Consider the following 24,882-nt stretch of genomic DNA (forward strand, 5'->3'; position numbering starts at 1 on the left):
GGCAGCGTTCGCTCCAGATGTGACAGACTCAACAGGTCACCTGCGCTCCCGCTCGATTGTGCACCACAACACCTTGGAAAAGCACACCATTTGGTGTCGTCGCCGTCATTGTGATGCTGGTCGGGAGATTACTTCTCCCGTTTCCGTACTGCAGTTGCGCATGGTACAGGACGGGCTGTTGAGCAGCCAGGGCGGATGCCATCCGGTTCTCACAGCGCTTCATTCCGGGGTCATTCATTTCCCGGAAGCCCGTGAAGACATTGTCGGCACGCCATTCACCACCGAAGCGGTCACCGAGGATGTGGGTGCGGTGGTACTTCCAGGCCCCGCCGTCCCGCTCGCTCTTCCAGCCGGGCGGGTCCGCCATGCCGCGCGGGCGCGGTGTCCGGCTGTTGGCACCCTTGAGGTCCGAAGGGCAGATCAGCGCAGTGGCACCGCTGGCCGTACCATTCTCCATCGGATGGTAGGTGAACCGCTGCTCCTTCGGCGTCTTGTCGCACGCACCGCCGGAGCCTGTGTCGGGCAGAAGCGGCGGACGGTCCGCGCCCCGGTCGATCTCGACCCAGGTCGTCTCCTCCTCACCGAAGATCGCGTCCGCGGCCCAGTCGATGGCGGCGTCGGTGGGGCTTTCGACACCCGCCAGGGCGGACACACCGCTGACCCCCGCACTGACGAGGTTCCTCTTGCCGGCGGTCTTGAAGCCCCACTTGAGGAAGCCCTTCCAACCGCCGCTCGTCGCGTCCGCGGCCTCGTCCTTCACGGTGTCGACGGCCTTGTCGATCACCGTCTCGCACACGTCGCATCCGAAGAAGTGACCGTCGATCTCTATGAAGCTGACGGGGTTGCCGCCGGTGAAGGCGTAGCGGTTGCCGGTGAACGGGTCGGTGCCGAGACCCATGTCGGCCAAGGCGCCGTTGTACATGTCCCGGGTAAGGAAGCGGTTCAGGCCCGGGTCGTAGTCGCGGAAGCCCATGTCGTAAGTGCCGGACTGGGCGTCCCAGCGCTTGGCGTTGTAGCGGTAGGGGTTGTACGCCTCCTTGGTGGGATCGGCCGTGTCGGGCTTGTCGATGCCGGTGAACTCCGACTCGTCGTCGGACCCGTAGGCGGTGTAGCCGTAGGTGGCCTTGGTGTTGCCGTCCTTGTCGGTCAGGGTCTCGACGTCGGTGTGCGAGTTGTAGCCGTAGTAGCCGTCCTCGCTGGTGCCGTCGGTGTTGTGCTTGACCTGGGACAGGCGCTGGCCCCACGGGCTGTACTGGAACGACTTGGTCAGCTCGCCGGCGACCTCTTCGCCAAGGACCTCGCCGGACAGGCCGAGGTAGCTGAAGTCGGTCGTCTTGCCGTCCGACGTCTTGGAGGCGGTGCGGTCGAGCGGGTCGAACGTGAACGTGGTGGACTTCAGCGTGCCGCTGTCGTCCTGCTTCTGCGACTCGACCACGTGGTCGAAGCCGTCGTAGACGTTGCGCGAGACGACCTTGCCGCCCGCGGTCACGGACTCCTGCCGGCCGAAGGGGTCGTAGTTGTACGAGAACGTCGTGCCCGACGCGGTGGACGACAGCAGGCGGTTGCGGTCGTAGGTGAACGTGGTGTCCACGTCCTGGACCGTCTGGCTGATGACGTTGGCGTTGTCGTCGTGGACGTACGTCTCCGTACCTGCCCCGTTGCCCGTCTTGACCGACTTGGTGAGCCGGTCGACCGGGTCGTAGGTGTAGTCGGTGGTGGCGTCGAGATAGGCCGCGTTGTTGTCGGCGTTCATCTTCTTCGCCACGTCCTGCGCCTTGTTGCCGTTGGCGTCGTAGGTGTAGGTGTGGCTGGAGACGAGGGTGCCGTTGGGCTTCTTCTCGGTCGTCGACTTGACCGCGCCGTTGAGGTAGTAGGTGTAGTCGACCGTGTTCTTGTTGTTCTTGGTCTCCTTCAGCGTCTGGCCGCGGTCGGTGTAGGTGTACTCGGTGACCTTCGGGGCGGCGTCCGTGGCGGACTTGCCGACCGAGACGGTCTTGACCAGCTCGCGCAGGTCGTAGGTGTACTTGGAGAACTGGTTCGGGTGCGTGACCGTGTCCGGCTGGCCGTTGGCGGTGTAGGTGTACGCCGTGGCCTTCTTCTCCTGTCCCGCGAGTGCCTCGGTGACCTTGTCCACCTGGTTGAGCCCGGTGTAGGCGATCGTGTAGGCGTCGACCTCGGCACCCGAAGAGGTGTCGTCGATCGAGGTCAGGTTGCCGTTGGCGTCGTAGGCGTAGGCGAAGGACTTCTTCTCCGAGTCCGTCTCACCCGTCGTGTCCCGCACCAGCTTGACGCCGTCGGCCACCACGGCGCCGCCGCTGTTCTGATCCAGCTTCAGCTTGGCGTCGTTGCCCTGCTTGAGACTGTAGGAACCGAGGCTGACCCAGGTGCCCGTCGCGGCATTCTGGTCCTTCGTCACCGACGGATGCGTGGTGACGCCCTGGGACAGTGTGTACTTCGCGGTGGTCGCGGCCCCCGTCACCTTCGGGTACTTCACGTATGCCGTGTAGGTGCCGTCCTTGGGGATGTTCAGCGTCCAGGTGAAGGCATCGGTGCCCGTGCCGGCCGCATGGGTGCGGTGGTCGTAGCCCGCCTGCCCGGTGATGTCACCCTTGGTCCAGGTGCCGGTGTAGGAGGTGTGCTGCGTGTCGGAGTTGTCGACGAGCACGACCGACTTGCCCACCGGCACGCCGTCGTCCGCCTTCGACTTCAGCTTGCCGTCGGGGTAGTACGACCACGTCATGGTGCGGTCCGAGGAGCCGCCCGCGGACGTGAGCGTGCGGGCCTTCTGCAGCCCGAGCTCGGTGTAGTCGTAGCTGGTGGTGATGTCCCACGGGTCGGTGGACTGCTTCACCCAGCCGTTGTCGAAGTACTCGAAGACCGTCTCGTTGCGGACCGTCTGGCCCTCCGACGGCGGCGCCGAGGTCTTCTTCACCCGTCCGATCTCGTCGTACACGGTCTGGGTGTAGACGTTCGGGCTGTTGTAGCGGGCGTCGGCGGGGTCATAGGGCTGGAACTGCTTGACCGGACGGTTCAGCGCGTCGTACTCGGTACGCGAGGTGAAGTCGTCCGCGGCTGCCGTGGCGACACCCCGGGGCGTGATGACCTTGAGGGTGTTGCCGGCCTGGTCGTACTCGAAACGCGTGGTGCGGAAGGTGGTGCCGGAGTACGGGACCCGGGTCTCCTTGCGCAGGCCGCGCTCGTCGTAGTCGGTGTAGGTGATGTTGTTGTCGGCATCCTTGGTCTGGATGACCAGGGAGTCCTTGTCGTAAGTGCGCGAGCTGGACTTGCCGGCGGCGTCCGTGACCGTCGTGACCCGGTGGTTCAGGTCGTAGGCGGTCAGGGTGGTGTAGTCGGTCGTGTCCGCCGTGGCGTTCTTCTTGGGGTCGATGACCTTGGTGGTGTTGCCGACGTTGTCGTACTCGTAGCTGACCTTGTCGCCATCGGAGTTGACCACCGATGTGAGCTGGTGGATCGCGTCGTAGTGGCTGGTGGTGACGTAGTCGGTGAGATCCGACGTGGTCAGCACGCCCTTCGGCTCGGTCGTCGTCTTGAGATTGCCGACCTTGTCGTAGGTGTACGTCGACCTGCGCTCAGGAGCGGTGTCGGAGTCCTTCGGCGCGGTTGCCGAGGTGAGCTGGTCGACCGCGTCGTAGACCGCCGTGGAGACTGCCCCGTTGGGCGCCATCGCCTTGGTGACGTTGTCGTTGGCGTCGTACTCGGGGGCCGGGGTGGTGATCAGAACGCCCGCGTTCTGGTCCTTCGGGACGGTGCTTTCCAGTGGACGGCCGAACGTGTCGTACGTCTGCGTGGTCTTCTTGCCCAGCGCGTCGGTGACCTCGGTGACCTGGCCGCGCTCGTCGTACACGAATGTCGTGGACTTGTTCAGCGCGTCCGTGATCGTCTTCGGGTAGCCCGTGGGACCGAAGTCGCTGTTGGTCGTCGGGTTGCCGTTGGCGTCGATCGCCTTTGTCAGCTGGCCGTAGGCGTCGTACTCGTACTTCGTCGTGTAGTCGTCCGCCGTCGTCGTGGCCAGGCCCTTGGGGTCGGTGACCGACTTCAGGTTGCCGAACGAGTCGTAGCCGAACTGGTATTTGCGGCCCTCCGGGGAGGTCTTGGTGAACAGGTCGGCCGAGTAACCGTCCAGACGTGTCTGGTACGCGTACCTGACCGAGTTCGCCGGATACGTGCCCGGAGCGCAGTCGGTGGCCGGCGGCACTCCCGCCCTGTTGTTCTCCGCGTCACGCATCCACAGCGGGTAGCCGGTCTTCTGGTCGTAACAGTAGGCAGTCTTGGCCCCGTTGTCCTCCTCGATGTACGTGACGTTGTTGTCCGCGTCCCACGCCATCTTCGCGGTATGGGACTTGGCGTTGGTCGTCTGCACCGGACGCAGGAAGTCGTCCGTCACATAGGCCGTCGTGTTCGACTCGGCGTCGGTGACCTTGGTGTCGGTGAACTTGGGGTTCGCGGCGTTCACGGCGTAGGTAAAGCCCGTGGCCCCCTGCAGACGGTCGGTGATCGTCTTGGTCCACCAGTGGTACTTCGGGTCGTCGCCCGCCTGCGGCGCGTAGTACGCCATCGACGTACCGTTGCCGCGGGGGTCGGTGGCCTTGACCAGCTTGACGTTCTTGTTCCCCTGGGTGGCGTCGTAGGTGAACTTGAACACCTTGGGCTGGCTGGAGCCGACACCGTTGGTGATCTGCCCGAGAAGGCCCTTGGTGGTGTAGTAGAACTCGATCTTCCGGCCCGAGATGTCCGTCATGGACTTCACGTGGTCGTAGATCTTGGAGTTGTTCAGGCTGCCCGGGTCAGTGGTCAGCACGCCCGAGTCATTGACGTACTGGTAGCCGGACTGGCCCTTGGTCCAGTAGTCGACGGTGAGCGACTGGCGGCCGGCCGGGTCGGTGATGTACTTGAGGAACTTGGTCGGCTTGTTGTTGGACTTGCGCTCCTCGTACGTGAACGTCTGCGTGTTGCCGTTCTTGTCGACAGCCGACGTCATGTAGCCGTCGCATCCGAACAGGAACCGCGTCCCGTCCGGACGCGTCAGCGTCCAGGCGTCCGGGACCGGGTCCTTGGTCGGCTTGCAGTCCAGACCGGACTTCATCGTGACCTTGTAGTGGACGCCCGCAGGAGCCTTCCACACGTTGTTGGTCGCGTCCCAGCGGAAGACGTGCGTGGTGCCGTCGCCGTCCGGAAGACGGATCTCCGTCGGGTTCGGGTTCGGGTGGAAGTCCAGCGGCGCGCCGAGCCGGATCGGCCCTGCGGCCTGGAACGACCAGCCGTGACCGGCGACCGTGTCGGAGGTGTCCTGCGAGTTGTAGGCGAACCGGGCGAACGTGTTCAGGCCGCGACCGGGGTTGTTGAACGCGTTGTAGGACCACACGCTGTTACCGGACGCCAGGTTGTTCATCACCGACGACCCGGCACCGGTGTTCTTCCCCGTGTACGAGTAGAACTTCTCCAGGCCCAGCGTGTTGGAAGTCGGGTCCTCCACCGCCACGTTCTGCTTCAGCGAGGGAATGCCGCCCGTGCCCGCGGACAGCCAGGTCCCGTCGGCGATCTTGCGGACGTCCCAGCCGAGCACGTACTCGTTGCGCTTGTTGCCGGAGTCCGAGTTGATCGGGGTGGCGACCTTGGCCTGGATCGTGGCCGACTTGCCCGGCAGCAGGGCCGGAATCGGCGTCTCGAGCTGGTTGCCGCCCGTGGTGGCGTCCGTGCCGTCGGGGAGCTTCCAGGTGTAGGAGAGCTCCCGCTCGCCCGCCGCCCACGCGGAGGACGTGGTGTTGGTGACCGTGAACTCCACCGTGTACGTGGTGTTCGGGGTCATCCGGGACGGGGTCTGCGGTGCGTAGTACGTGTCCTCCGTCGTGGAGTCGACATAGATCACGCGCAGCAGGGGACGCAGCTGCGGGTCGGGGGCTGCCGCGGACAGGAAGATGGAGCGTTCCTGCGGGCCGGCCGTCGACTCGTCCTTCAGCTTGATCAGGGCGCCCTTGTTGCTGGTGGGCGTCTTGACCCAGCCCTGGGTGAGGGACGTGGCGTCCCACCAGTGGCGGCCGAGGTCGGTGTTGAAGGCCGGCACGTAGTCGGAGACGACCGAGGAGTGGTCGCCGCCCGCCGTGGTCCACGCGGTGGTGGAGTTGGCGTTGTTCCAGGTGGCCTGGGTCTCGTTGAAGTCCCGGGTCAGTCCGTGCAGGTTGTACTGGGCCTTGGCCGTGGTGGTGCGCTCGGTGAGCGTTGACCACAGGAAGACCCGGCTCTCGAGCACCGTGGCCGTGCTGGGGATCGTGGTGGTGGGCCACTTGATCACCGAACGGGTCTTGCCGTAGGTGCCCGAGTTGTTGCCGACCGTCAGCCAGTCCTGGCCGACGGTTCCCTGCTCGATGGTGTTCAGGTTCGTGGTCGGCTTCAGTGAGGACAGCGTGGTGTCGGTGACACCGGCGCCGGCCTGGATGAGCCGCATGGTGCGGCCGGCCTTGGGGACGCCCACGACACGGGTCGGGGAGCCCAGCACCTGGCCGTCGGCCGTCTTGACCGCGATCTGGTAGTAGTACGACTTGCCGATCTCCGCGCTGCTGGAGTCCGGGGTCGGGACCGCGGTCGTGTCCGTGTAGGTGGTCGCCGTCTTGGCGATCGGGGCGACCAGCGTCGCGGCCGAGGGCGTGAACACCTGCTGCGTGGAGCGGTGCAGCTGGTACTCCGCGATGTCCAGGTCCGTGTCACCGGTGGTGTTCTTGTACGCCGCCCAGGACAGTTCCGGACCGGTGCCGTGCACGACGGTCGGCGAGTTCAGCGAGGTGCCGACCTTGCCGAAGGTGACCGTCAGGCGCGGGATGGTGGACGTCTCGCCGCCGTAGTCGTAGTCCCCGGCCTCGTACTGCGGACCGCCGAGCGGCGCGGTCGAGGTCTCGTCGACGGCCTTGACGACAAAACCGTGATTGGCGGCCGTGCCGGAGACCCACTTCTGGACCGTGTCGCCGACCCGGAAGTTGTGCCAGTCGTTGTACTCGCCGACGTCCTTGCGGATCTGCGCCGGATTCACCAGCCGGACGCCGTCCGCAATGGTCCGCTTCGTGGAGTCACCGGTGTCACCGAGAGTGATCTTGCCGGTGTTGCCCTTGGCGAAGTCGATCTGCGACGAGCCGAGCTGGCGCCAACCGGTGGTGCCGGTGGCCTGGTTCACCGTGAAGTTCGCCGCCGGCTCGGCCGAGGTCACCGTGTACGGGGCGGCCGTCGCGCCGTCCGCCTGCACCGGGGTGTGCACCTCGACCTTGTAGTCCGCCGCCTCGGGGACCATCGGCTGCCAGGTGTACGACTCACCGGTCGCGGTGTTCTTGTTGTACGCGTAGTCGCTGCTGTAGCCGGTGCCGGTCACCCGCGGCCACTCGCCGACCGCCGCCGTCCCGGTGTCACCGTCGTCCATCAGGACGGTGGTCGCCGACTGCTCACCCGCCAGCGAACTGGTGTTGTTCCACGTCGCCGTGGCCTCGTCCCACGCACCGGTCGCCCGGCGGACCTCCACGTCGACGTTGGTCGAACCGGAGGTGTGGACCTGGTCGAAGTACATCGACAGCTGCGCAGTGTCGATCTTCGAACCGGCCGGGATCTCGTCCAGCGGGAACTTGATCAGCGAACGGGCGATGCCCGTGCTGCTGGTCTTGCCGGCCGACAGGTCCCACGTGCTGTTGAAGTTCGCCGTCGGCTGGTCCGAGCGGACCATCACGTCCTGCGACGTCGTCGGCGACGGCGCGATCGTGATCGTCGGGTCGATCACCACCGGGTACTGCCGCTCCGGCGCCGCCAGCCACTTCGCGTCCGGCGTGACGGTCAGCCGCCACTGCTTGCCGTCGCGGCTGAGCTTCTGGGACACCTTCGTGCTGTAAGCGTTGCCGTACGGCGAGGCCTTGTCCGCCTTGGCGTCCGTCATGAACGCCGGCGGAATCACCAGCGCCGGGTTCGCCGGGTCCTCACCGAACAGCGCGATCGAGCCGTCGCCCCGCTCCTTCGGCTCCAACTCGCCCGCGTCCAGCGTGAAGACGAACTTCACCGGGGCCTTCGGCGCCTCGGCGAGGGTGATGTTCTCCTTCACCCGGCCCGCGCCCACCTGGTACGACAGGTCCGCGCCGGCGGCCAGGCCCTTGTAGGTGACCGTGTCGCCCTTGGCGGACGGCGCCACACCGTCGGCCGCGCCCTCGAGGCCGAGGGTGACCGCCTGGCCGTCCTCCGTCTCGAAGCGCAGCAGCTTCGAGGGATCGGAACCGAACCAGCTGCGGCCGGTGTTGGACGTGTTGGCGAAGTCGAAGCCCTTGTCCTTCGTCGCCCTGACCGTCGTGTCGATCGGCTTCCACGACGAACCCGACCGGTACGACACGGGCGACGCCGACAGCTCCGCCTCCACCCGCCCGTCCGACATCTGCCAGAACCGCGCCTGCGGCGTACGCCGGTCGGTCAGCTCCTTGACGCGCTCCGCCGGGGGGAGCTTCTCGCCCTTCGGCAGCTTCTGGCGGCTCGGTATCTCGAGCTTGCCGCCGACCGGAGGCTTCGCCTCCTTATTGTCCTCGTCGTCGGAGAACCAGCCCGCAATGGTGTCGACAACGCCTTTTCCGTCGTCTTTTTCGGGCTCGGACGGCGGGGCCGCATAGGCGACCTGCGGCAGTAGCGTGCCCGCCACCGCCGCGACCACCAGACAGGAGAGATATCTCCTGTACGGAACTTTCACGTCAATACCTTTCGGGGTCGGCGGCCGACTCCGCCGAACGCGAAATGGGCACGCCGAACGAGCCGGAGCGTAGGTTTACGCCCGGCTGGAGCATTGCTGTGCCACCTCATCGCGAGCAGTCGAAAGCCCAGCTCACGGGCGCGGCAGCGGATTATGGATCACTGGAGTGACGCCCCGTCAACCCCCCGGACATTAGGGGCAATCGACCCCCGGAAGTGCGGCCCGTTCGCCCCTTTCGTCCGGTCACTCGCGCCGCATGTTCCGCGTGGTGTATAACCGCCCGGTTCGACTCCTGCCGACTCACCGAAAGCCGGGCACGCTCATGTCATCTAAGGAATCCACGGAAAGCGCGGAGCCGGAAACCGAGGTGACCGGGGAAACCGAGGTGACCGGGGAAACCGAGGTGACCGGGGAAACCGAGGTGACCGGGGAAACCGAGGTGACCGGGGAGACCAGGGGCGCGGAAACGGAAGACATCGAGCCGGTCGACGGGAGCAAGGAAAAGAGCACGGGAGCCCGCGCGGGTGTCGCCATCGCCGCCGCCCTGCTGCTCGCCTGCGGCGGCCTCGTCGGTTACGGCGTCCTCGACACCGAGGAGAAGCCGCAGCCGCGCGCCGTACCGACGGCCGAAGTGACGTACGAGGTCACGGGCGAAGGCACTGTCGACATCTCGTATCTCGCCCGAAGCGAGGCGGGCACCGCCACAATCGTGCAGGGCGCCACGCTGCCCTGGAGGAAGACCGTCCAGGTTCCCGTCGGCAAGGCCCCGATCGTCGCGATAGTCCTCGACGGGAAAGGCGGCCAGGCCGCCTGCACCCTGGCCATTCGCGGCAACCACGTACAACGCGCCACCGCCATGGGCGAGTTCGGGCGCGCCACCTGCGCGGGCGAGCTGCCCGCGGCAGACCAGTGATCAGTTGTATGACGAGGGATGGGCATGAGTCCGAGAACAACCCGCGGTGGGCGGGCGGGCAGGACATTGAAAGCACGACGCACGACATGGCTGGTGACGGGAGCCGTCGTCCTGGGAGGCACCGGCGTGACGGCCGTGGCCGTCACGGGCGGCTCCGAGGGAGCCGGCGCCGATGACAGCACCCGTCCCGCGCAGGCCCATGTGCTGGCGCTGGACGGCAAGGACCCGAAGAAGCGCGATCTCCCGCGTACCGAGACGCAGTTGTTCTCGCTGGTGGGTGTCTCCTGGGAGGACAGCGCCGACGACTTCGAAGGCACCGCGCAGATCCGCACCCGCGGTACCGAGGGCGGCACCTGGTCCGACTGGCGGGACCTCGAATTCGGCATCCGCGCACCGGAGTCGGGCGAAGGCGACGCCTCCGGAGTGCGCGGCGCCTCTGAGCCGATATGGGTCGGCCCCTCGGACGCCGTCGAAGCACGGGTCGTGGCCGGCGGCGAGGAGACCGCCGTGCCCAAGGCGCTGCGGCTCGACATGATCGACCCCGGCGTGACGGCCAAGGACGGGACGGCGGGCGTGAAACCGAGCCGGGGCGTGGTGCAGCCGCAGCGCACCACGGCGCGCAAACCCGCGCCGTCGCAGACGACGCGGCCCTCGCCCTCGGCACCCCCGGTCACCGCCGCTCCGAGCGCTCCCGCGGCGAGCCCGACGGACGGTTCCGGTGGCGGGACCTCCACGTCGCCGACCCAGGCGCCGCCTGCCTCGAGCCCGCCGCCCGAGTCCAGCGCCCCGCCCGTGCCGGAGCCGAGCACGGACCCGACCACCGCGGAGCCGAGCGGCTCGACGCCGCCGGAGCCGTCCGCCGAACCGTCGGCCGATCCCTCCCCCAGCGAGGACCCGGCCGAGCCGACCGCGAGCGCGGAACCCTCGGAGCCTCCCTCGGTGTCCCCCGAACCGTCACCCACGCCGTCGGACCCGAGCAGCGCGCCGGCGCCCAGCGAGAGCGCGGCTCCCACGACTCCGGCCGTCCCGCCGATCGTCGGCCGGGCCGGCTGGGGCGCCGACGAGTCGCTCGTGGCGGATCCGCCGACGTACCTGAGCAAGGTCGACGCGGTCTTCGTCCACCACACGGCCGGGACGAACGACTACGTCTGCGCCGAGTCGCCCGCCATCATCCGCGGCATCCTCACCTACCACGTGAAGACGAACGGCTGGAACGACATCGGCTACAACTTCTTCGTCGACAAGTGCGGGACGGTGTTCGAGGGCCGTGCGGGCGGTGTCGAGAAGCCCGTTCAGGGCGCCCACACCTACGGCTTCAACGGCTACTCGTCCGGCATCTCCGTCCTCGGTGACTACGAGAACGGCGGTACGCCGACGGCCGCGGCCAAGCAGGCCGTCGCCGACGTCGCCGCGTGGAAGCTCGGCCTGCACGGCGTCGACCCGGAGGCCAGGGTGACGCTCACCGCGGCGGCCGACACCGGAGTCTGGAAGAAGGGGCAGGCGGCCGAGCTGTACACGGTCTCCGGCCACCGCGACGGTTTCGCCACGCTCTGCCCGGGCGCGACGCTCTACTCGGCGCTGCCGGAGATCCGCCGGACGGCGGGCGCCTCGGTGTACGCGCGCTGATCCGCCCGTGCCAGGTCACTTCCCGCACGGGGCGGGAAGTGACCGCCGGCGCGCCCGTGCCACGCTTCGAGGCGGCCGTGGCGCCCGTGTCAGCCCGTGACGCGGGCCCGGCGTGAGACCGCGGCGCGCAGCACGCGACGTCCCTCGGTCGATACCTCGAGTGCGTGCCGCAGGCCGTTGCCGCCCGGGGGCTCCGCGAGGATCTCGAGGATCTGGGCCTGGCGCCGCAACTCCCCCGCGACCAGCGGGCCGACGCCCTCGGTCTGCCCCTCGCGGCAGCGCGCGAGGGTCTCGGCGGCGCAGTCGCCCACGTCGAAACGGCGGTGCACCTCGAGCGCGGCGACGGAGCACCCCTCGGCCCACTCGCGCAGGGACGCGGTGGCCCAGTCGGAAGGAGCGGCGCCGAGCATCCGGCGTACCAGGGCCGCGTCTTCGTCCTCGAGCGTCGTGTCCTCCATGGCCTGCCGGGCCGCGGCCAGCTGCCCGGACCACTCCTCCTCGCCGCCGGCCAGCCCCGCCCAGAGCGGCCGCAGCGTGTCGTCCTCCGCCGCGAGCAGCGGCATGCAGCGGTCGAGGCACGCGAGCCCACTCGCTGCCAGCCCACGCTCATCCGCGTGTGCGATGAGTTCCGTCAGGCTCTTGGAGGTCATACGGACGCCTTCCGTCGCGGACGAAGTACTTGCCCTTGTACCTGTCCCTACTGCGTCGGATGGCTCAAATGCGTCACTCCGTGGCCAGAACGTTACCGTCGGCTCCCGGCCTTCCCTGGCATCGGGGACAGGGCATGGCGGACAACCCCCGGACAGAGACAGAAATCGGCACCGCCCCCCAGCGGCCCGACATGGAAAGGCGGCCGCACGCACGGCGGCCGTCCGCGGAACATACGCCCACGTGACGGCCACCGTCCAGCGAGTTGCGGCAGGTCAGGAAGTGCCCGTACCCGTGACCTTCTCAGCCAGCTGCTCGAACGACTGCCAGCTGCGCGACGGCTGCCGCGGGTCCCACAGTTTCTGCGCCGTCGCCTGAAGCGGACGCTGGATGCCGGCCGCGACCTGTTCCTGGGTCTGGGAGTTCGCCAGGTCGCACCAGACGGCGAAGCGGCCGCCGAGGATCTGGTCCGAGTACTTCTGCGGCACCGCCGTCGTGCCGCGCAGCACCAGCGGGGTCCACTGCTCGTAGATACGGCGGCCCGTCGGGTAGGTGAACTGGTTGGGCTCGCCGAGCACGTAGTAGAGGAACTCGTCATTGAGGTTCACCACCGGCCGGCCCTCGGCCAGGTACTCCTCCGGCGGGCGGGCACCGATCTCCTTGCCGGTCCAGTACTCGACCTCGATGTCCTTGTCGGCGTTGACCACTCCCCCGCTGAAGAACCCGTCGTTCCACGCCTTGGGTGTCTTCCTGGCATCACGGACGACCGCGGCGCGGTCGTTCAGCCAGCCCTCGGCCAGATCCTGGATCGTGGCGTCGGCGCCGTACTTCTCGCGGGCGGCCTGGGCGAGCTGCGGATAGGAGGCCGACGGGTTGCTCACCGTGAGGGCCTGGTACTCGTCGGCCCCGACGTGGAACCACTTGCCGGGGAACAGGGCCGTGTACTCGCGCAGCAGGTCGTCGACGATGCGCGCGGACTCCGGCTTGGAGATGTCGATGGCGCCCTGACGCGGCACACCCTGGGTGTTGCGCAGCTGGAGCTGGGGGTACGCCCGCATGACCGCGCCCAGGTGTCCGGGTGAGTCGATCTCGCCGACGACCGTGATGTGGAGACGGTCGGCGAGCGCCAGGATCCGGCGGACCTGGTCCTTGGTGAGGTGCGGGTCGGAGACGATTTGCGGGTGCGAGTCCGACTCGATGCGGAAGGCCTGGTCGTCGGAGAAGTGCAGGCCGAGCTGGTTGAGCTTGAGGTCGGCCATCTCATGGAGCCGGTCCTCTATCCACTCGGGGGTGAAGTACTTGCGCGCGATGTCGAGGTTCAGTCCCCGCTGGGGGCGGTCCGGCCGGTCCCGTACGACGCCTTCCGGCATCGACCCGCCGGAGCGCACGGACTGCTTCAACGTGCGGGTTCCGTAGAAGACACCCGCCTCGTCGGGGCCGGTGATCTTCACCCGGCCGCCGCCTGTGGTGAGGGTGTACGACTCGGCGGCGCCGTCACCGGCGAGTGCCAGCTCCACGTCACCCGCGCGGGCGGGGACGGCTCCGCGATAGGTGAGCTTGAGCTCCTGGGCGAGCAGCCGGCCCTCGTCGGAGAGCGCTTCACTGCCCTTGGCCACGACGACCCCACTGTCGGCCGTACGGCTCCAGCCCGGGCCACGGGCGGCCTGGTGGCTTCGTACGGAGGGGATGGTGGCGGGCGCCTCGGAGAGTGCGTAGCTGCGTGTCGGAGTCGGCGCGGCGGCGGCCTCGGTCGGAGCGACCCGCTCCGGCGGGGTGCTGCCGGGCCCTTCGTCGGAGCAGCCCGCGAGCGTCATCGAGAAGACGGCGGCCGAGGCGGCCATCACACCGGTGAGGCGGGCCTTTCGAGAGAGCCACATGGTCCTGATACCTCCGATAAGCGGTGAAACCCGGTAGAAGCGCCCCCTTCTTTGTCCATTACGTAAGATCAAACTCTCCCGTCCGGGTGAAAATCGCGCATCCGTCGGACAGCTCTGCGTCCACATCGCTAGCTTTACGACACACCCTTACCTCCCTTCCCTACCGCCCCGCTGTCCCGTTCGAGGAGTCCCCGCTGTCCAGCGATCCCACCGCCGGCCTCCCGAAGCGACCGCCGACACTCCACCACACGCGGAGCGCTCCTGCTCCTGCTCCCGCACCCATACCGTTCCAGCGTCGCGCGGAGTCGGGGCTCGAGCATTTCAACAGCGCACCGGCCGAAACCGCGGAAGCGATCATCCTCGCCTGCTGCGGCAGCCGGGGCTGGGCCCGGCGGGTGGTCTCACACCGCCCCTACCCCGATGTCGAGGCCCTCCTCGCGGCCTGCGACGAGGCCGGATACGACCTCACCCCCACCGAGGTGCACGAGGCCCTGGCCGGCGAATCGTCCACCGGACTGCCCCCGAACGCCCCGCAGGCGGCCCTCACAGCGCTCGCCGCCGCGCACGCGGCCTACGAGAGCCGGTTCGGACACGCGTTCGTGATCAGCCTCGACGGATACCGGCCCGACGAGTATCTCGACCAGGTGCTGGCCGGCATCCGGAGCAGGCTGTCCCACGAGCCCGACGAGGAGCGAGCCGTCTCCGCCGAGGAGCTGCGCGCCCTCGCACGCTCCCGACTGGCCCATGCAGTGGCCAACCATCCGGAAACCGACGTCGCCAGGGCCACCACGTAGCTCCCGCCACGCCCCCGTCCCGCCGGACCGGCCGGGCGCGGCTTAGCCCGTCCGAGGCTGTTTGATTGCCTGTTTGATCACACCGGCGGACCCCGGGCGAACGAACCGACATCACGTCGCTACGATGGCCAGGGCCGGTGGACCGTACCCGGCCGGGCCAGACCGACACCCACAAGCCGGCATGGCCCCAATCCCCGCTCCCGGAGGGTTCTTCCGTGCCGGCTGGAACGCTGTACCGCGGCCGGGAAGGAATGTGGTCCTGGGTGGCTCACCGAGTCACCGGCGTCCTCATCTTCTTCTTCCTGTTCGTACACGTGCTGGACACCGCTCTCGTCCGCGTCTCCCCCGAGGCCTACGACGAGGTGGTCGCCACCTACAAGACGCCGATCGTCGCGCTCCTCGAATACGGCCTGGTGGCCGCGATTCTCTTCCACGCGCTCAACGGCCTCCGCGTCATCGCCGTGGACTTCTGGTCCAAGGGCCCGCGCTACCAGAAGCAGATGCTCTGGTCCGTCATGGCCATCTGGTTCGTGCTGATGGTGGGCGCCCTTTACCCCGTGCTCGGCCACGCCGTCCGCGACGTCTTCGGGAGCTGAGGCCAGAAATGTCCGCTGACACCACTTCCGCGATCGGTCCCGTCGAGGACGACGCACGTCTGCGCCGATTCGATACGGACAATCCCGCCCCGTACATCGAGGCCCCGCGCAAGCGCACCAAGAAGACCCCGCGCTCGACCCGGGGCAACTTCGAGATGGCCGCATGGCTGTTCATGCGCCTGTCCGGTGTGATTCTTGTCGTCCTGGTCATCGGTCACCTGCTGATCCAGCTGGTGCTCGACGGCGGCGTCTCCAAGATCGGCTTCGCCTTCGTGGCCGGCCGCTGGGCGTCCCCGTTCTGGCAGACCTGGGACCTGCTGATGCTGTGGCTTGCCATGCTGCACGGCGCCAACGGCCTCCGCACCGTCATCAACGACTACGCGGAGCGTCCGAACACGCGCCTGTGGCTCAAGGGCCTGCTGTACACCGCCACGGTGTTCACCATCCTTCTGGGCACGCTGGTGATCTTCACCTTCGACCCGAACATCCGCTAGGCACGGGGCTGAGGTAATCCACTCATGAAGATCCACAAGTACGACACCGTCATCGTCGGCGCCGGCGGCGCCGGCATGCGCGCCGCCATCGAGGCGACGAAGCTCAGCCGCACCGCCGTGCTGACGAAGCTCTACCCCACCCGCTCCCACACGGGCGCCGCGCAGGGCGGCATGGCCGCCGCGCTCGCCAACGTGGAGGAGGACAACTGGGAGTGGCACACCTTCGACACGGTCAAGGGCGGTGACTACCTGGTCGACCAGGACGCCGCCGAGATCCTGGCGAAGGAGGCCATCGACGCCGTCCTCGACCTGGAGAAGATGGGTCTGCCGTTCAACCGGACCCCGGACGGCACCATCGACCAGCGCCGCTTCGGCGGCCACTCCCGCAACCACGGCGAGGCCCCGGTCCGCCGGTCCTGCTACGCCGCGGACCGCACCGGGCACATGATCCTCCAGACGCTGTACCAGAACTGCGTCAAGGAGGGCGTGGAGTTCTTCAACGAGTTCTACGTCCTGGACCAGCTGATCACCGAGGTCGACGGCGTCAAGAAGTCGGCCGGTGTGGTCGCCTACGAGCTGGCCACCGGTGAGATCCACGTCTTCCAGGCGAAGGCCGTGATCTACGCGTCCGGCGGCACCGGCAAGTTCTTCAAGGTGACCTCCAACGCGCACACCCTGACCGGTGACGGCCAGGCCGCCTGCTACCGGCGCGGTCTGCCGCTGGAGGACATGGAGTTCTTCCAGTTCCACCCGACGGGCATCTGGCGCATGGGCATCCTGCTGACGGAGGGCGCCCGCGGTGAGGGCGGCATCCTCCGCAACAAGGACGGCGAGCGCTTCATGGAGAAGTACGCGCCGGTCATGAAGGACCTCGCCTCCCGCGACGTCGTCTCGCGCTCCATCTACACGGAGATCCGCGAGGGCCGCGGCTGCGGTCCCGAGGGCGACCACGTCTACCTGGACCTCACCCACCTTCCGCCGGAGCAGCTCGACGCCAAGCTCCCGGACATCACCGAGTTCGCGCGGACCTACCTCGGCATCGAGCCCTACACGGACCCGATCCCGATCCAGCCCACCGCGCACTACGCCATGGGCGGCATCCCGACCAACGTCGAGGGTGAGGTCCTGCGCGACAACACCACCGTCGTGCCGGGTCTGTACGCCGCCGGTGAGGTCGCGTGCGTGTCGGTGCACGGCGCCAACCGCCTCGGCACCAACTCGCTGCTCGACATCAACGTCTTCGGCAAGCGCGCCGGTATCGCCGCCGCCGAGTACTCGGCGAAGTCCGACTACGTCGAGCTGCCGGAGAACCCCGCGGCGTTCGTCGCCGAGCAGGTCGAGCGGCTGCTGAGCTCCACCGGTTCCGAGCGGGTCTCCGTGCTCCGCAAGGAGCTGCAGGAGACGATGGACGCCAACGTGATGGTGTTCCGCACCGAGCAGACGATCAAGACCGCGGTCGAGAAGATCGCCGAGCTCCGCGAGCGCTACCTCAACGTGTCCGTCCAGGACAAGGGCAAGCGGTTCAACACGGACCTGCTGGAAGCCATCGAGCTGGGCAACCTGCTCGACCTGGCCGAGGTCATGGCCGTCTCCGCACTGGCCCGCAAGGAGTCCCGCGGCGGTCACTACCGCGAGGACTTCCCGAACCGCGACGACGTCAACTTCATGCGCCACACCATGGCGTACCGCGAGGTCGGCGACGACGGCTCCGAGACCGTCCGTCTCGACTACAAGCCGGTCGTCCAGACCCGCTACCAGCCGATGGAGCGTAAGTACTGATGGCTACCCCGACCCTGGAGAAGCAGGCAACCGGCTTCGCCGACTCGCCGTACATCACCGCCACCTTCCGGATCCGGCGCTACAACCCCGAGGTGTCGGAGCACGCGGTCTGGGAGGACTTCCAGATCGAGATCGATCCCAAGGAGCGCGTCCTCGACGCCCTTCACAAGATCAAGTGGGACGTCGACGGCTCGCTCACCTTCCGCCGCTCGTGCGCGCACGGCATCTGCGGCTCCGACGCGATGCGGATCAACGGCAAGAACAGGCTCGCCTGCAAGACGCTGATCAAGGACATCAACCCGGAGAAGCCGATCACGGTCGAGGCCATAAAGGGCCTGACGGTCCTCAAGGACCTCGTGGTCGACATGGAGCCGTTCTTCCAGGCCTACCGCGACGTGATGCCGTTCCTCGTCACCAAGGGCAACGAGCCTACGCGCGAGCGTCTGCAGAGCGCCGAGGACCGCGAGCGCTTCGACGACACCACCAAGTGCATCCTGTGCGCCGCGTGCACCTCCTCGTGCCCGGTGTTCTGGAACGACGGCCAGTACTTCGGCCCGGCGGCGATCGTCAACGCGCACCGCTTCATCTTCGACTCGCGTGACGAGGCCGGGGAGCAGCGGCTGGAGATCCTCAACGACAAGGACGGCGTGTGGCGTTGCCGCACCACGTTCAACTGCACGGACGCCTGCCCGCGCGGTATCGAGGTCACCAAGGCGATCCAGGAAGTGAAGCGTGCGCTGATCACGCGCCGCTTCTGACGGATCGCCACATCACGGCCCGTCACAGCATCGAGGCCCGCTTTCCCCCGGGGGAAGCGGGCCTCTTTGTATCCGTACGGGTACAGACGCGGACTTCACCCACTGGGGCCATACCTGGCAGGATCAGGGAACGTCTGACCTGACGCAGCGGGAAAGCGGGGACGAGATCATGAGCACGCCCAATCCGTACAAGGACGGGGAGCCCGAGTACCAGTGGGGCCCGACCCAGCCTCCGGGCAGCACGCCCGCCTACGGGTACCCCAACCCCGCGCCGGGATACGGCTATCCGCAGGACCCCGCTCCCGGATACGCCCAGACCCAGCCCGCCGGCGTCCCGGTGCCGTACACCGGCCCTCCCGCGCCGACGGGCGGCGCGCCGCTGGTGTCCATCGGCGACATCACGGTGATGGGCGACTCGATCGTCACTCCGAGCGGCACGCTGCCGCTCAAGGGCGCCGTGTGGAACGCGACGGACATGTCGCGCACCGAGGAGAAGATCCCGACGCACGCGATCGTGCTGGCGATCGTCTTCTTCATCTTCTGTCTGCTCGGTCTCCTCTTCCTGCTGATGAAGGAGAAGACGACCACGGGATTCATCCAGGTCACGGTGACCAGCGGTGGCAAGCACCACTCGACGATGATCCCGGCGCAGGGCCCTCAGTCGTTCCAGATGGTGATGGGTCAGATCAACTACGCGCGTTCGCTCAGCAGCATGTAGGCGCTTCGGGGTCGGCAGGGCCACGGCCCTGCCGACCCGTCGACACGCGCTGCCCGTTCAGTGCAGCTGGCTCACGATCGTCGGATCGGTGATCTCCGTGTCCTTGGCCAGCAGCATCGCCTTGATGAGGATCACGGAGATCATCTCGTCGCCCTCGAAGGGCAGATGCCCTGGCTCCGCCGGCCGGCCGCCTTGGGAACGATGCAGAGATACCGCTCCTGCTGATCGATCAGCACATTGCCGGAGCCCAGGTGGATGCGGTACGCGTTCCGGTCGCCGCGGACGTGGAGGAACCGGCCGTCCAGCGTACAGCGGCCGGCTATCGCCAGCCGGGGCACCAGACGGGCAAGCAGGTCCCTGCGGGTCACTGCCGGCTCCCGCCCGGGGTCGCCCATCCGCTCGGCGTCCGCGAGCGCCTGGTCCGCCCATGCCTCCCCCGGGTTGAGCAGGGGCGCTTCCATACGCCGGAGCAGCGCGGACAGTTCAGGTGAGTGCGCGCAGGTGTCCAGCATCGTGCGCCGGACGAGGGCGACGAACGGGCCGGGCAGCGGCCGCCCTTCGGCCTGTTCCTCGCGGATGAGGGTGATCAGCTCGTGGTAGGCGTGCAGCGAGTAGGCAGTCCGAGCCTTTCCATGCGCCGCTGACGCGCGTGCTGTTCGCCGTTCATCGTCAGCCACCCACCAGGGGAACGAGGTTGAGGAAGGTGATCTCCGTGGCGACGGAGAGATCTGTCGGCGCATCGAGGTCCGTGACCTGACGATCGCCGACCAGCACGAGGAAGCGGCCTCGCGCGAAGGCCGCCACCGCCTGTTCGCCGGCGCCGCGGGGGTCGTGCCCGCCCTCGGTGGCCTCCTCGACCGCCCGACGGTCAAGCAACTCGCGCAGCACCAGGTGCGCTTCCGCGACCTGGAGCCCCAGGGCATCGCGGCGCACCCCTGATGTCGTCTCGTCGGCGAAGGTCACGTTTGCCATGACCGAACAGTAGAACGCCCTACTGACGATCAGGTTCGACGGGGCTCTTCCCGCGGGGAGACCGGCCGTTCGAAGAACGTCTCCAGCGACACCGTCGCCTGTGTCCCGCTGACCCCCTCGATGGCGTAGAGCCGCCTCAGCACGTCCTGGAGCTGCTCGGTGGTGGAGGTGCGCACCTTCACGAGCACGGACGCGCTGCCCGCGATGACGTGGGCTTCCTGGATCTCCGGAATCGCGGCGAACGCCGCGGCCGAATCGCCCATCCAGGCAGAGGACTCGACCATGACGAAGGCCAGCACACCCCGGCCCAGCGCGGCCGGGTCGACGTCCACGGTCGTACGCCGGATGACACCGCGCTCACGCAGTTTCCGCACGCGTTCGTGCGCGGCACCGGCGGACAGGCCCACGGTCTTGCCGAGCGTCGCGTAGGGCGATGCGGCGTCCTGCTGGAGCAGGGCCACGAGTTCACGGTCGATGCCATCCATGGTTGCGACCATATCGCATTCTGCGGTACTCATTGATCACTGAAGATGCTTCGGTATATTCCGTGGGGGGTAAGACGATGTCCAGAACCGACCGTACCTCGATCTACGAGATCCGGGACGAGCGCTTCCGCACCGGACGCTGTGCCAATGGCGACGAGCGGCTCGAGCGGCTCCACGAGGAGAGCCGCTGGGCCGAGGGGCCCGTCTACCTGCCGGCCTGGCGGCAGCTGATCTGGAGCGACATCCCCAACGACCGGATGCTGCGCTGGGACGAGGCCACGGGAACCGTCGGACTCTTCCGCTCGCCGGCCGGCCACAGCAACGGCAACACCCTCGACCGCGAAGGCCGCCTCATCAGCTGCGAGCAGGGAAACCGCCGGGTCACCAGGACCGAACCGGACGGCACGACGACCGTCCTGGCCGACCGCTTCGACGGCAAACGCCTCAACAGCCCGAATGACGCGGTCGTCCACTCCGACGGCTCGGTGTGGTTCTCCGACCCGACCTTCGGCATCACGAGCGACTACGAGGGCCACCGCGCGGAGCCGGAGATCGGTGCGTGCAACGTCTACCGCGTCGACCCTGCGAGTGGCGAGGTGCGGCCGGCCGCCGACGGCTTCGGCGGGCCGAACGGGCTCGTGTTCTCCCCCGACGAACGCCAGTTGTACGTCTCCGACACCGTGGCGGGACACATCCGGGTCTTCGACGTGCGTGACGACGGCACGCTGGACGGCGGCACCGTCTTCGCCGAGGCGAAGGACGAGGCCCGGTTCGACAACATCCGCTTCGACGACGAGGGCCGGCTGTGGGTCGCGGCCATGTACGGCGGAGTGCACTGCTACGACCCGGACGGGACGCTCATCGGCCGCATCCTCGTACCGGAGGCCGTCTCCAACGTCGCGTTCGGCGGCCCGAAGAACAACCGTATGTTCATCACCGCCACCACGACGCTGTACTCCCTCGTCGTCTCGGTGACCGGCGCGCCGAGGATCCGCCGCGCCTGACCGGCCGCACGCCCGAGGAGTCACGGCCCGGGTGAGATGCGGCCGGCAGGCTCCGGAAGAACACGCTAAGAGGCGCGCGCCGCCGGCCGCGCCGGGTGCTCCGCGAGGAACGCGGTCATCAGGTCCGTGATGTCCGCAGGCCGTTCCAGACCCGGAAGATGCCCGGCCCAGGGCAGTTCCAGGTGCCGGGCGCCGGGCAGCTCGGCCGGCAGGGCGGCCGCGATCTGCCGGAAGTCCTCCAGGTCGTGCGCGCCCGACACGACGAGGCAGGGTGCCTCGATGCGGGACAGGTCGACGGTCCTCGGCGAGGACTGGGCTTCGGCCTCGCCGTCCGCTCCTGCCGCGTCGCCGGCGGCCGCCTCGGCCGCCCGCTCGGCCGCGAGCTGCACCTCGAAGGCGTGCCGCTGCATCCGCCGCACGGCGCCCAGCGCCGTCTCGTCGGCCTCGGGTCCGAGCCAGGTGGAGACGTTCAGCTCCACCGCCCCCTCGATGTCGCCGGCTTCGAACAGTTCGTCCTCCCGCTCGCCGAAGGCGAGCAGTTGCGGGCCGGGACGGTGCCCGGGCCGGCCGGGACAGAGCAGCAGCAGTCCCCCGACCCGCTGTGGACTGCGCGCGGCGATCTCCAGCGCGATCTCGCCGCCGTACGACGCGCCGATCAGTGTGGCCCGCTCCACGCCGAGCGTGTCGAGGAGTTCGAGGACGTCGTCGGCGTCGTCGTAGGGACCGGTCTTTGCGGGCGTGTCGCCGAAGCCCCGGAAGTCGCAGCGCAGGACCCGGTGCCCGGTTTCCACCAGCGCCTGCCAGTGGGCGTCCCACATGCGCCGGTCGCAGACGGTCGAGTGGAGCAGGACAACATCGGGACCCTGGCCGGCCTGATCGTAAGTGAGTGTCATGGAACGGACCTTAGGGGAGCGTGCTCCGGCGGCGCCCCTCCTTTCCCCCGAAGCTTGAACATGTTCAAAAGGAGGTCTACAGTCATGCCTACCAGCTTTTGAACACGTTCAAGGGAGGGTGGGGCATGGACCTCACTGTTGTCACGTACGTCGCCTACCTGCTGATCAGCGTCGGGCTCACGGTCTGGGTCGCCCGCACCCTCACCAAGAACGGCCGGATCTTCCTCGCCGACGTGCTCAAGGGGAACGAGAAGCTCGCCGACGCCGTGAACCACTTGCTGGTGGTCGGCTTCTACCTGGTGAACCTCGGATTCGTCGCGCTCTACCTCAAGACCGCCGACGCAGTCACACAGACACGCGGCCTCTTCGAGGCCCTGTCGGTCAAGATCGGAGTGGTCCTGCTGGTCCTCGGCGTGATGCACCTCGGCAACGTCTACGTGCTCAACAAGATCCGCCGCCGCAGCGTGATGGAGCGTGAGCAGACCCCGCCGGTGCCGCCGCAGGCATGGACCCCCCAGGCGGGCACCGGACCGTGGAGCGCGCCCACCACCCGCCCCGCCGGAGCGTGAGCGCGTGACCGCCCCCGCACGGCCCCAAAGCCGCACAGCGGTGCGCAATCTGACCGTCCTGTACGACGCCGACTGCTCCCTCTGCGTCCATCTCCGGAGCTGGCTGCTGCGTCAGCCCCAGCTCGTACCCCTGGAGCTGGTCCCCGCCGGGTCGGCACAGGCGCAGAGACGCTATCCGCATCTCGACCACGACATGACCCGACGGGAGATCACCGTCATCGGGGACAAGGGCCAGGTCTACACCGGTCAGGCCGCCTGGATCGTGTGCCTGTGGGCCCTGGCGGAGCACCGGCCCAAGGCCCACTGGCTCGCCACCCCGGCAGGCGCCCCGTTCGTCCGCGTCACGATGCTCGCGGCGGCCAAGTACCGCGAAGCCGTGAAGGGGGCGCCGACCGCGGCTCCCTGCGACGACCGGTGCGCGGCACCCGACTAGGCTCGGTCACCGTGACTGCAGCGAACGACCCGACCGACGCGAAGGCCCCCAAGAGCGAGCAGACCCGCACGCTCATCCTCGAGACCGCGCTCCGGCTCTTCCAGGAACGCGGCTACGACAAGACGACGATGCGGGCCATCGCCAAGGAGGCCGGTGTCTCGGTAGGGAACGCGTACTACTACTTCGGCTCCAAGGAACATCTCGTCCAGGGCTTCTACGACCGGATCGCCGCCGAGCACCAGGCGGCGGTCCGTCCCGTACTGGACAAGGAGACGGACCTCGAGGCACGGATGGCCGGGGTTCTGACGGCCTGGCTGGACATCGCCGCGCCGTACCACGAGTTCGCGGCGCAGTTCTTCAAGAACGCTGCCGACCCGGAGAGCCCGCTCAGCCCCTTCTCCCCCGAGTCGGAGCACGCCCGGGAGGCGGCCATCGACGTCCACCGGGAGGTGCTGGCGGGCTCGAAGTCCAAGGTGGCGGAGGAACTCCGGGAGATCCTCCCCGAGTTGATGTGGCTCTCCCAGATGGGCCTGGTCCTGTACTGGGTCTTCGACCGGTCGGAGGGCAGCGAGCGCAGCAGGCGCCTCGCCGAGCGCGGAGCCCGGCTGACCGCCCGGGGCGTGGCACTCGCCCGCTTCCGGGTACTGCGGCCGCTGGTGCGCGAGGTGCACGAGCTCTTCACGGACTTCCTGCCCGGCATGGCGGAGACCGTGGCCGCCCGCAAGAAGAGCTGACCGGCGGTCCGCGCCCCCGCCATGATCCGCCGGACAGCCTTACGCCTGACGCGACGCCAGTTGCACGAGGGTGATGTCGGACGACGCCCCGACCCGCACGGGCGGGCCCCACGCGCCCGCGCCCCGGGTCACGTACAACTGGGTGTCGCCGTAGCGTTCCAGGCCGGCGACGGTGGGATTGGCCAGCTCGGCGAGGTGGTTGCCGGGCCAGAGCTGGCCACCGTGCGTGTGGCCGGACAACTGGAGGTCCACGCCCTGCTCGACGGCATCATGGATGACGACGGGCTGATGGGCGAGGAGCACGGCGGCGCGGCTGCGATCGCGGTCGCCGAGCGCCTTCACGAAGTCCGGCCCCCGGCCTTCGTTCTCGCCCGCCACGTCGTCGACCCCGGCGAGGTCGAAGCCCCCGGCGATCTCGACGCGCTCGTTGCGCAGGGGGCGCAGGCCCAGCTCGCGGACGTGGTCGACCCATTCGTCGGCGCCGGAGAAGTACTCGTGATTGCCGGTGACGAAGAACGAGCCGTCCCGGGAACGGAGCTGCGCGAGCGGCTCCGCCGCGGAACCGAGGTCCGCGACCGACCCGTCGACGAGGTCGCCGACGACGGCCACGAGATCCGGCTGGGCGGCGTTGATGGAGTCGACGATGCGCTGTGTGTGAGCCCGGCCGAGGATCGGCCCGAGGTGGATGTCGCTGACGACGGCGATCCGGTAACCGTGGGCGGCGCGCGGGAGCTTGGCGAGCGGAACGGTGACGCGTTTGACGCGGGGGCCGCGGAGCACGCCGTACGTGCCGTGGCCGACGGTCCCGAGCGCGGCGGCGGCAGCCGCGCCGCCGACGATCCGCGAGACGAACAGCCGCCGCGACACGGC

The 24,882-nt window shown here is 68.3% G+C and carries 20 protein-coding genes; 12 read left to right on the forward strand and 8 right to left on the reverse strand.

The annotated features are described in order from the left end of the window. Positions 1-28: 28 nt before the first annotated feature. Positions 29-7,720 (reverse strand): DNRLRE domain-containing protein, encoded by a 7,692-nt coding sequence (locus ABZ070_RS11220; protein WP_356632349.1) that lies wholly within the window; start codon positions 7,718-7,720, stop codon positions 29-31. A 1,255-nt stretch (positions 7,721-8,975) separates the two neighbouring features. Here ABZ070_RS11220 and ABZ070_RS11225 point away from each other — a divergent pair. After that, complete coding sequence (locus tag ABZ070_RS11225; RefSeq protein ID WP_356632311.1) at positions 8,976-9,632, forward strand: MmpS family transport accessory protein; 657 nt, start codon at positions 8,976-8,978, stop codon at positions 9,630-9,632. A 24-nt stretch (positions 9,633-9,656) separates the two neighbouring features. After that, on the forward strand, positions 9,657-11,258 hold the full coding sequence (locus tag ABZ070_RS11230; protein WP_356632313.1) for an N-acetylmuramoyl-L-alanine amidase: 1,602 nt from the start codon (positions 9,657-9,659) through the stop codon (positions 11,256-11,258). A gap of 89 nt (positions 11,259-11,347) precedes the next feature. On the opposite strand, the gene ABZ070_RS11235 is transcribed toward ABZ070_RS11230, so the two are convergent. Beyond that, positions 11,348-11,908 (reverse strand): hypothetical protein, encoded by a 561-nt coding sequence (locus ABZ070_RS11235; protein ID WP_356632315.1) that lies wholly within the window; start codon positions 11,906-11,908, stop codon positions 11,348-11,350. A gap of 273 nt (positions 11,909-12,181) precedes the next feature. Next, on the reverse strand, positions 12,182-13,783 hold the full coding sequence (locus ABZ070_RS11240; protein ID WP_356632317.1) for a glycoside hydrolase family 20 protein: 1,602 nt from the start codon (positions 13,781-13,783) through the stop codon (positions 12,182-12,184). Positions 13,784-14,064: 281 nt separating this feature from the next. Between ABZ070_RS11240 and ABZ070_RS11245 the strand changes: the two genes are divergently transcribed. The 6 genes from ABZ070_RS11245 (at position 14,065) to ABZ070_RS11270 (ending at position 18,922) form a co-directional block, all read left to right on the forward strand. Beyond that, positions 14,065-14,577, forward strand: coding sequence for a 2-oxo-4-hydroxy-4-carboxy-5-ureidoimidazoline decarboxylase (locus ABZ070_RS11245; RefSeq protein ID WP_356632351.1), 513 nt, complete (start codon positions 14,065-14,067; stop codon positions 14,575-14,577). A 215-nt stretch (positions 14,578-14,792) separates the two neighbouring features. Continuing rightward, positions 14,793-15,173, forward strand: a complete 381-nt coding sequence (gene sdhC, locus ABZ070_RS11250; RefSeq protein WP_356632319.1) for a succinate dehydrogenase, cytochrome b556 subunit — start codon at positions 14,793-14,795, stop codon at positions 15,171-15,173. An 8-nt stretch (positions 15,174-15,181) separates the two neighbouring features. Beyond that, the gene (locus ABZ070_RS11255) at positions 15,182-15,667 is read left to right on the forward strand and encodes a succinate dehydrogenase hydrophobic membrane anchor subunit (protein ID WP_356632321.1); all 486 of its coding nucleotides are present in this window, start codon (positions 15,182-15,184) and stop codon (positions 15,665-15,667) included. A gap of 24 nt (positions 15,668-15,691) precedes the next feature. Next, the gene (sdhA, locus tag ABZ070_RS11260; RefSeq protein ID WP_356632323.1) at positions 15,692-17,446 is read left to right on the forward strand and encodes a succinate dehydrogenase flavoprotein subunit; all 1,755 of its coding nucleotides are present in this window, start codon (positions 15,692-15,694) and stop codon (positions 17,444-17,446) included. Beyond that, on the forward strand, positions 17,446-18,204 hold the full coding sequence (locus ABZ070_RS11265; protein WP_356632325.1) for a succinate dehydrogenase iron-sulfur subunit: 759 nt from the start codon (positions 17,446-17,448) through the stop codon (positions 18,202-18,204). Before sdhA ends, ABZ070_RS11265 begins: the two co-directional genes overlap by 1 nt. Before the next feature lie 169 nt (positions 18,205-18,373). Beyond that, complete coding sequence (locus ABZ070_RS11270) at positions 18,374-18,922, forward strand: hypothetical protein (protein ID WP_356632327.1); 549 nt, start codon at positions 18,374-18,376, stop codon at positions 18,920-18,922. Positions 18,923-19,062: 140 nt separating this feature from the next. Here ABZ070_RS11270 and ABZ070_RS11275 read toward each other — a convergent pair whose 3' ends face one another. Genes ABZ070_RS11275 through ABZ070_RS11285 form a run of 3 tightly spaced genes read right to left on the reverse strand, consistent with a single transcriptional unit; the run spans position 19,063 to position 20,379 of the window. Beyond that, entirely contained in the window at positions 19,063-19,599 is a 537-nt protein-coding gene (locus ABZ070_RS11275) for a hypothetical protein (protein WP_356632329.1), read from the reverse strand. Then, positions 19,592-19,894 carry a hypothetical protein gene (locus tag ABZ070_RS11280; RefSeq protein WP_356632331.1) on the reverse strand — a complete coding sequence of 101 codons (303 nt, stop codon included), beginning with the start codon at positions 19,892-19,894 and terminating at the stop codon, positions 19,592-19,594. Before ABZ070_RS11280 ends, ABZ070_RS11275 begins: the two co-directional genes overlap by 8 nt. Positions 19,895-19,923: 29 nt before the next feature. Continuing rightward, positions 19,924-20,379 (reverse strand): Lrp/AsnC family transcriptional regulator, encoded by a 456-nt coding sequence (locus ABZ070_RS11285; protein WP_356632333.1) that lies wholly within the window; start codon positions 20,377-20,379, stop codon positions 19,924-19,926. 77 nt (positions 20,380-20,456) lie between these two features. Here ABZ070_RS11285 and ABZ070_RS11290 point away from each other — a divergent pair, with 77 nt between their 5' ends. Next, positions 20,457-21,383 (forward strand): SMP-30/gluconolactonase/LRE family protein, encoded by a 927-nt coding sequence (locus ABZ070_RS11290; RefSeq protein WP_356632335.1) that lies wholly within the window; start codon positions 20,457-20,459, stop codon positions 21,381-21,383. A 65-nt stretch (positions 21,384-21,448) separates the two neighbouring features. On the opposite strand, the gene ABZ070_RS11295 is transcribed toward ABZ070_RS11290, so the two are convergent. Further along, a complete protein-coding gene (locus ABZ070_RS11295) occupies positions 21,449-22,276 on the reverse strand; it encodes an alpha/beta hydrolase (protein WP_356632337.1) in 828 nt (275 codons plus the stop codon). A gap of 125 nt (positions 22,277-22,401) precedes the next feature. Here ABZ070_RS11295 and ABZ070_RS11300 point away from each other — a divergent pair, with 125 nt between their 5' ends. The 3 genes from ABZ070_RS11300 to ABZ070_RS11310 are packed head-to-tail and all read left to right on the forward strand — an operon-like array spanning position 22,402 to position 24,012. After that, positions 22,402-22,845 carry a hypothetical protein gene (locus tag ABZ070_RS11300; protein ID WP_356632339.1) on the forward strand — a complete coding sequence of 148 codons (444 nt, stop codon included), beginning with the start codon at positions 22,402-22,404 and terminating at the stop codon, positions 22,843-22,845. Positions 22,846-22,849: 4 nt separating this feature from the next. Further along, on the forward strand, positions 22,850-23,278 hold the full coding sequence (locus tag ABZ070_RS11305; protein WP_356632341.1) for a DCC1-like thiol-disulfide oxidoreductase family protein: 429 nt from the start codon (positions 22,850-22,852) through the stop codon (positions 23,276-23,278). Between the two features lie 11 nt (positions 23,279-23,289). Then, entirely contained in the window at positions 23,290-24,012 is a 723-nt protein-coding gene (locus ABZ070_RS11310) for a TetR family transcriptional regulator (RefSeq protein WP_356632343.1), read from the forward strand. A gap of 39 nt (positions 24,013-24,051) precedes the next feature. Here ABZ070_RS11310 and ABZ070_RS11315 read toward each other — a convergent pair. After that, positions 24,052-24,882, reverse strand: an 831-nt coding sequence (locus ABZ070_RS11315) for a metallophosphoesterase (RefSeq protein ID WP_356632345.1), incomplete at its 5' end; no start/stop codon positions are given.

The organism is Streptomyces sp. NPDC006283, assembly GCF_040613325.1.
Classification (GTDB): Bacteria; Actinomycetota; Actinomycetes; order Streptomycetales; family Streptomycetaceae; genus Streptomyces.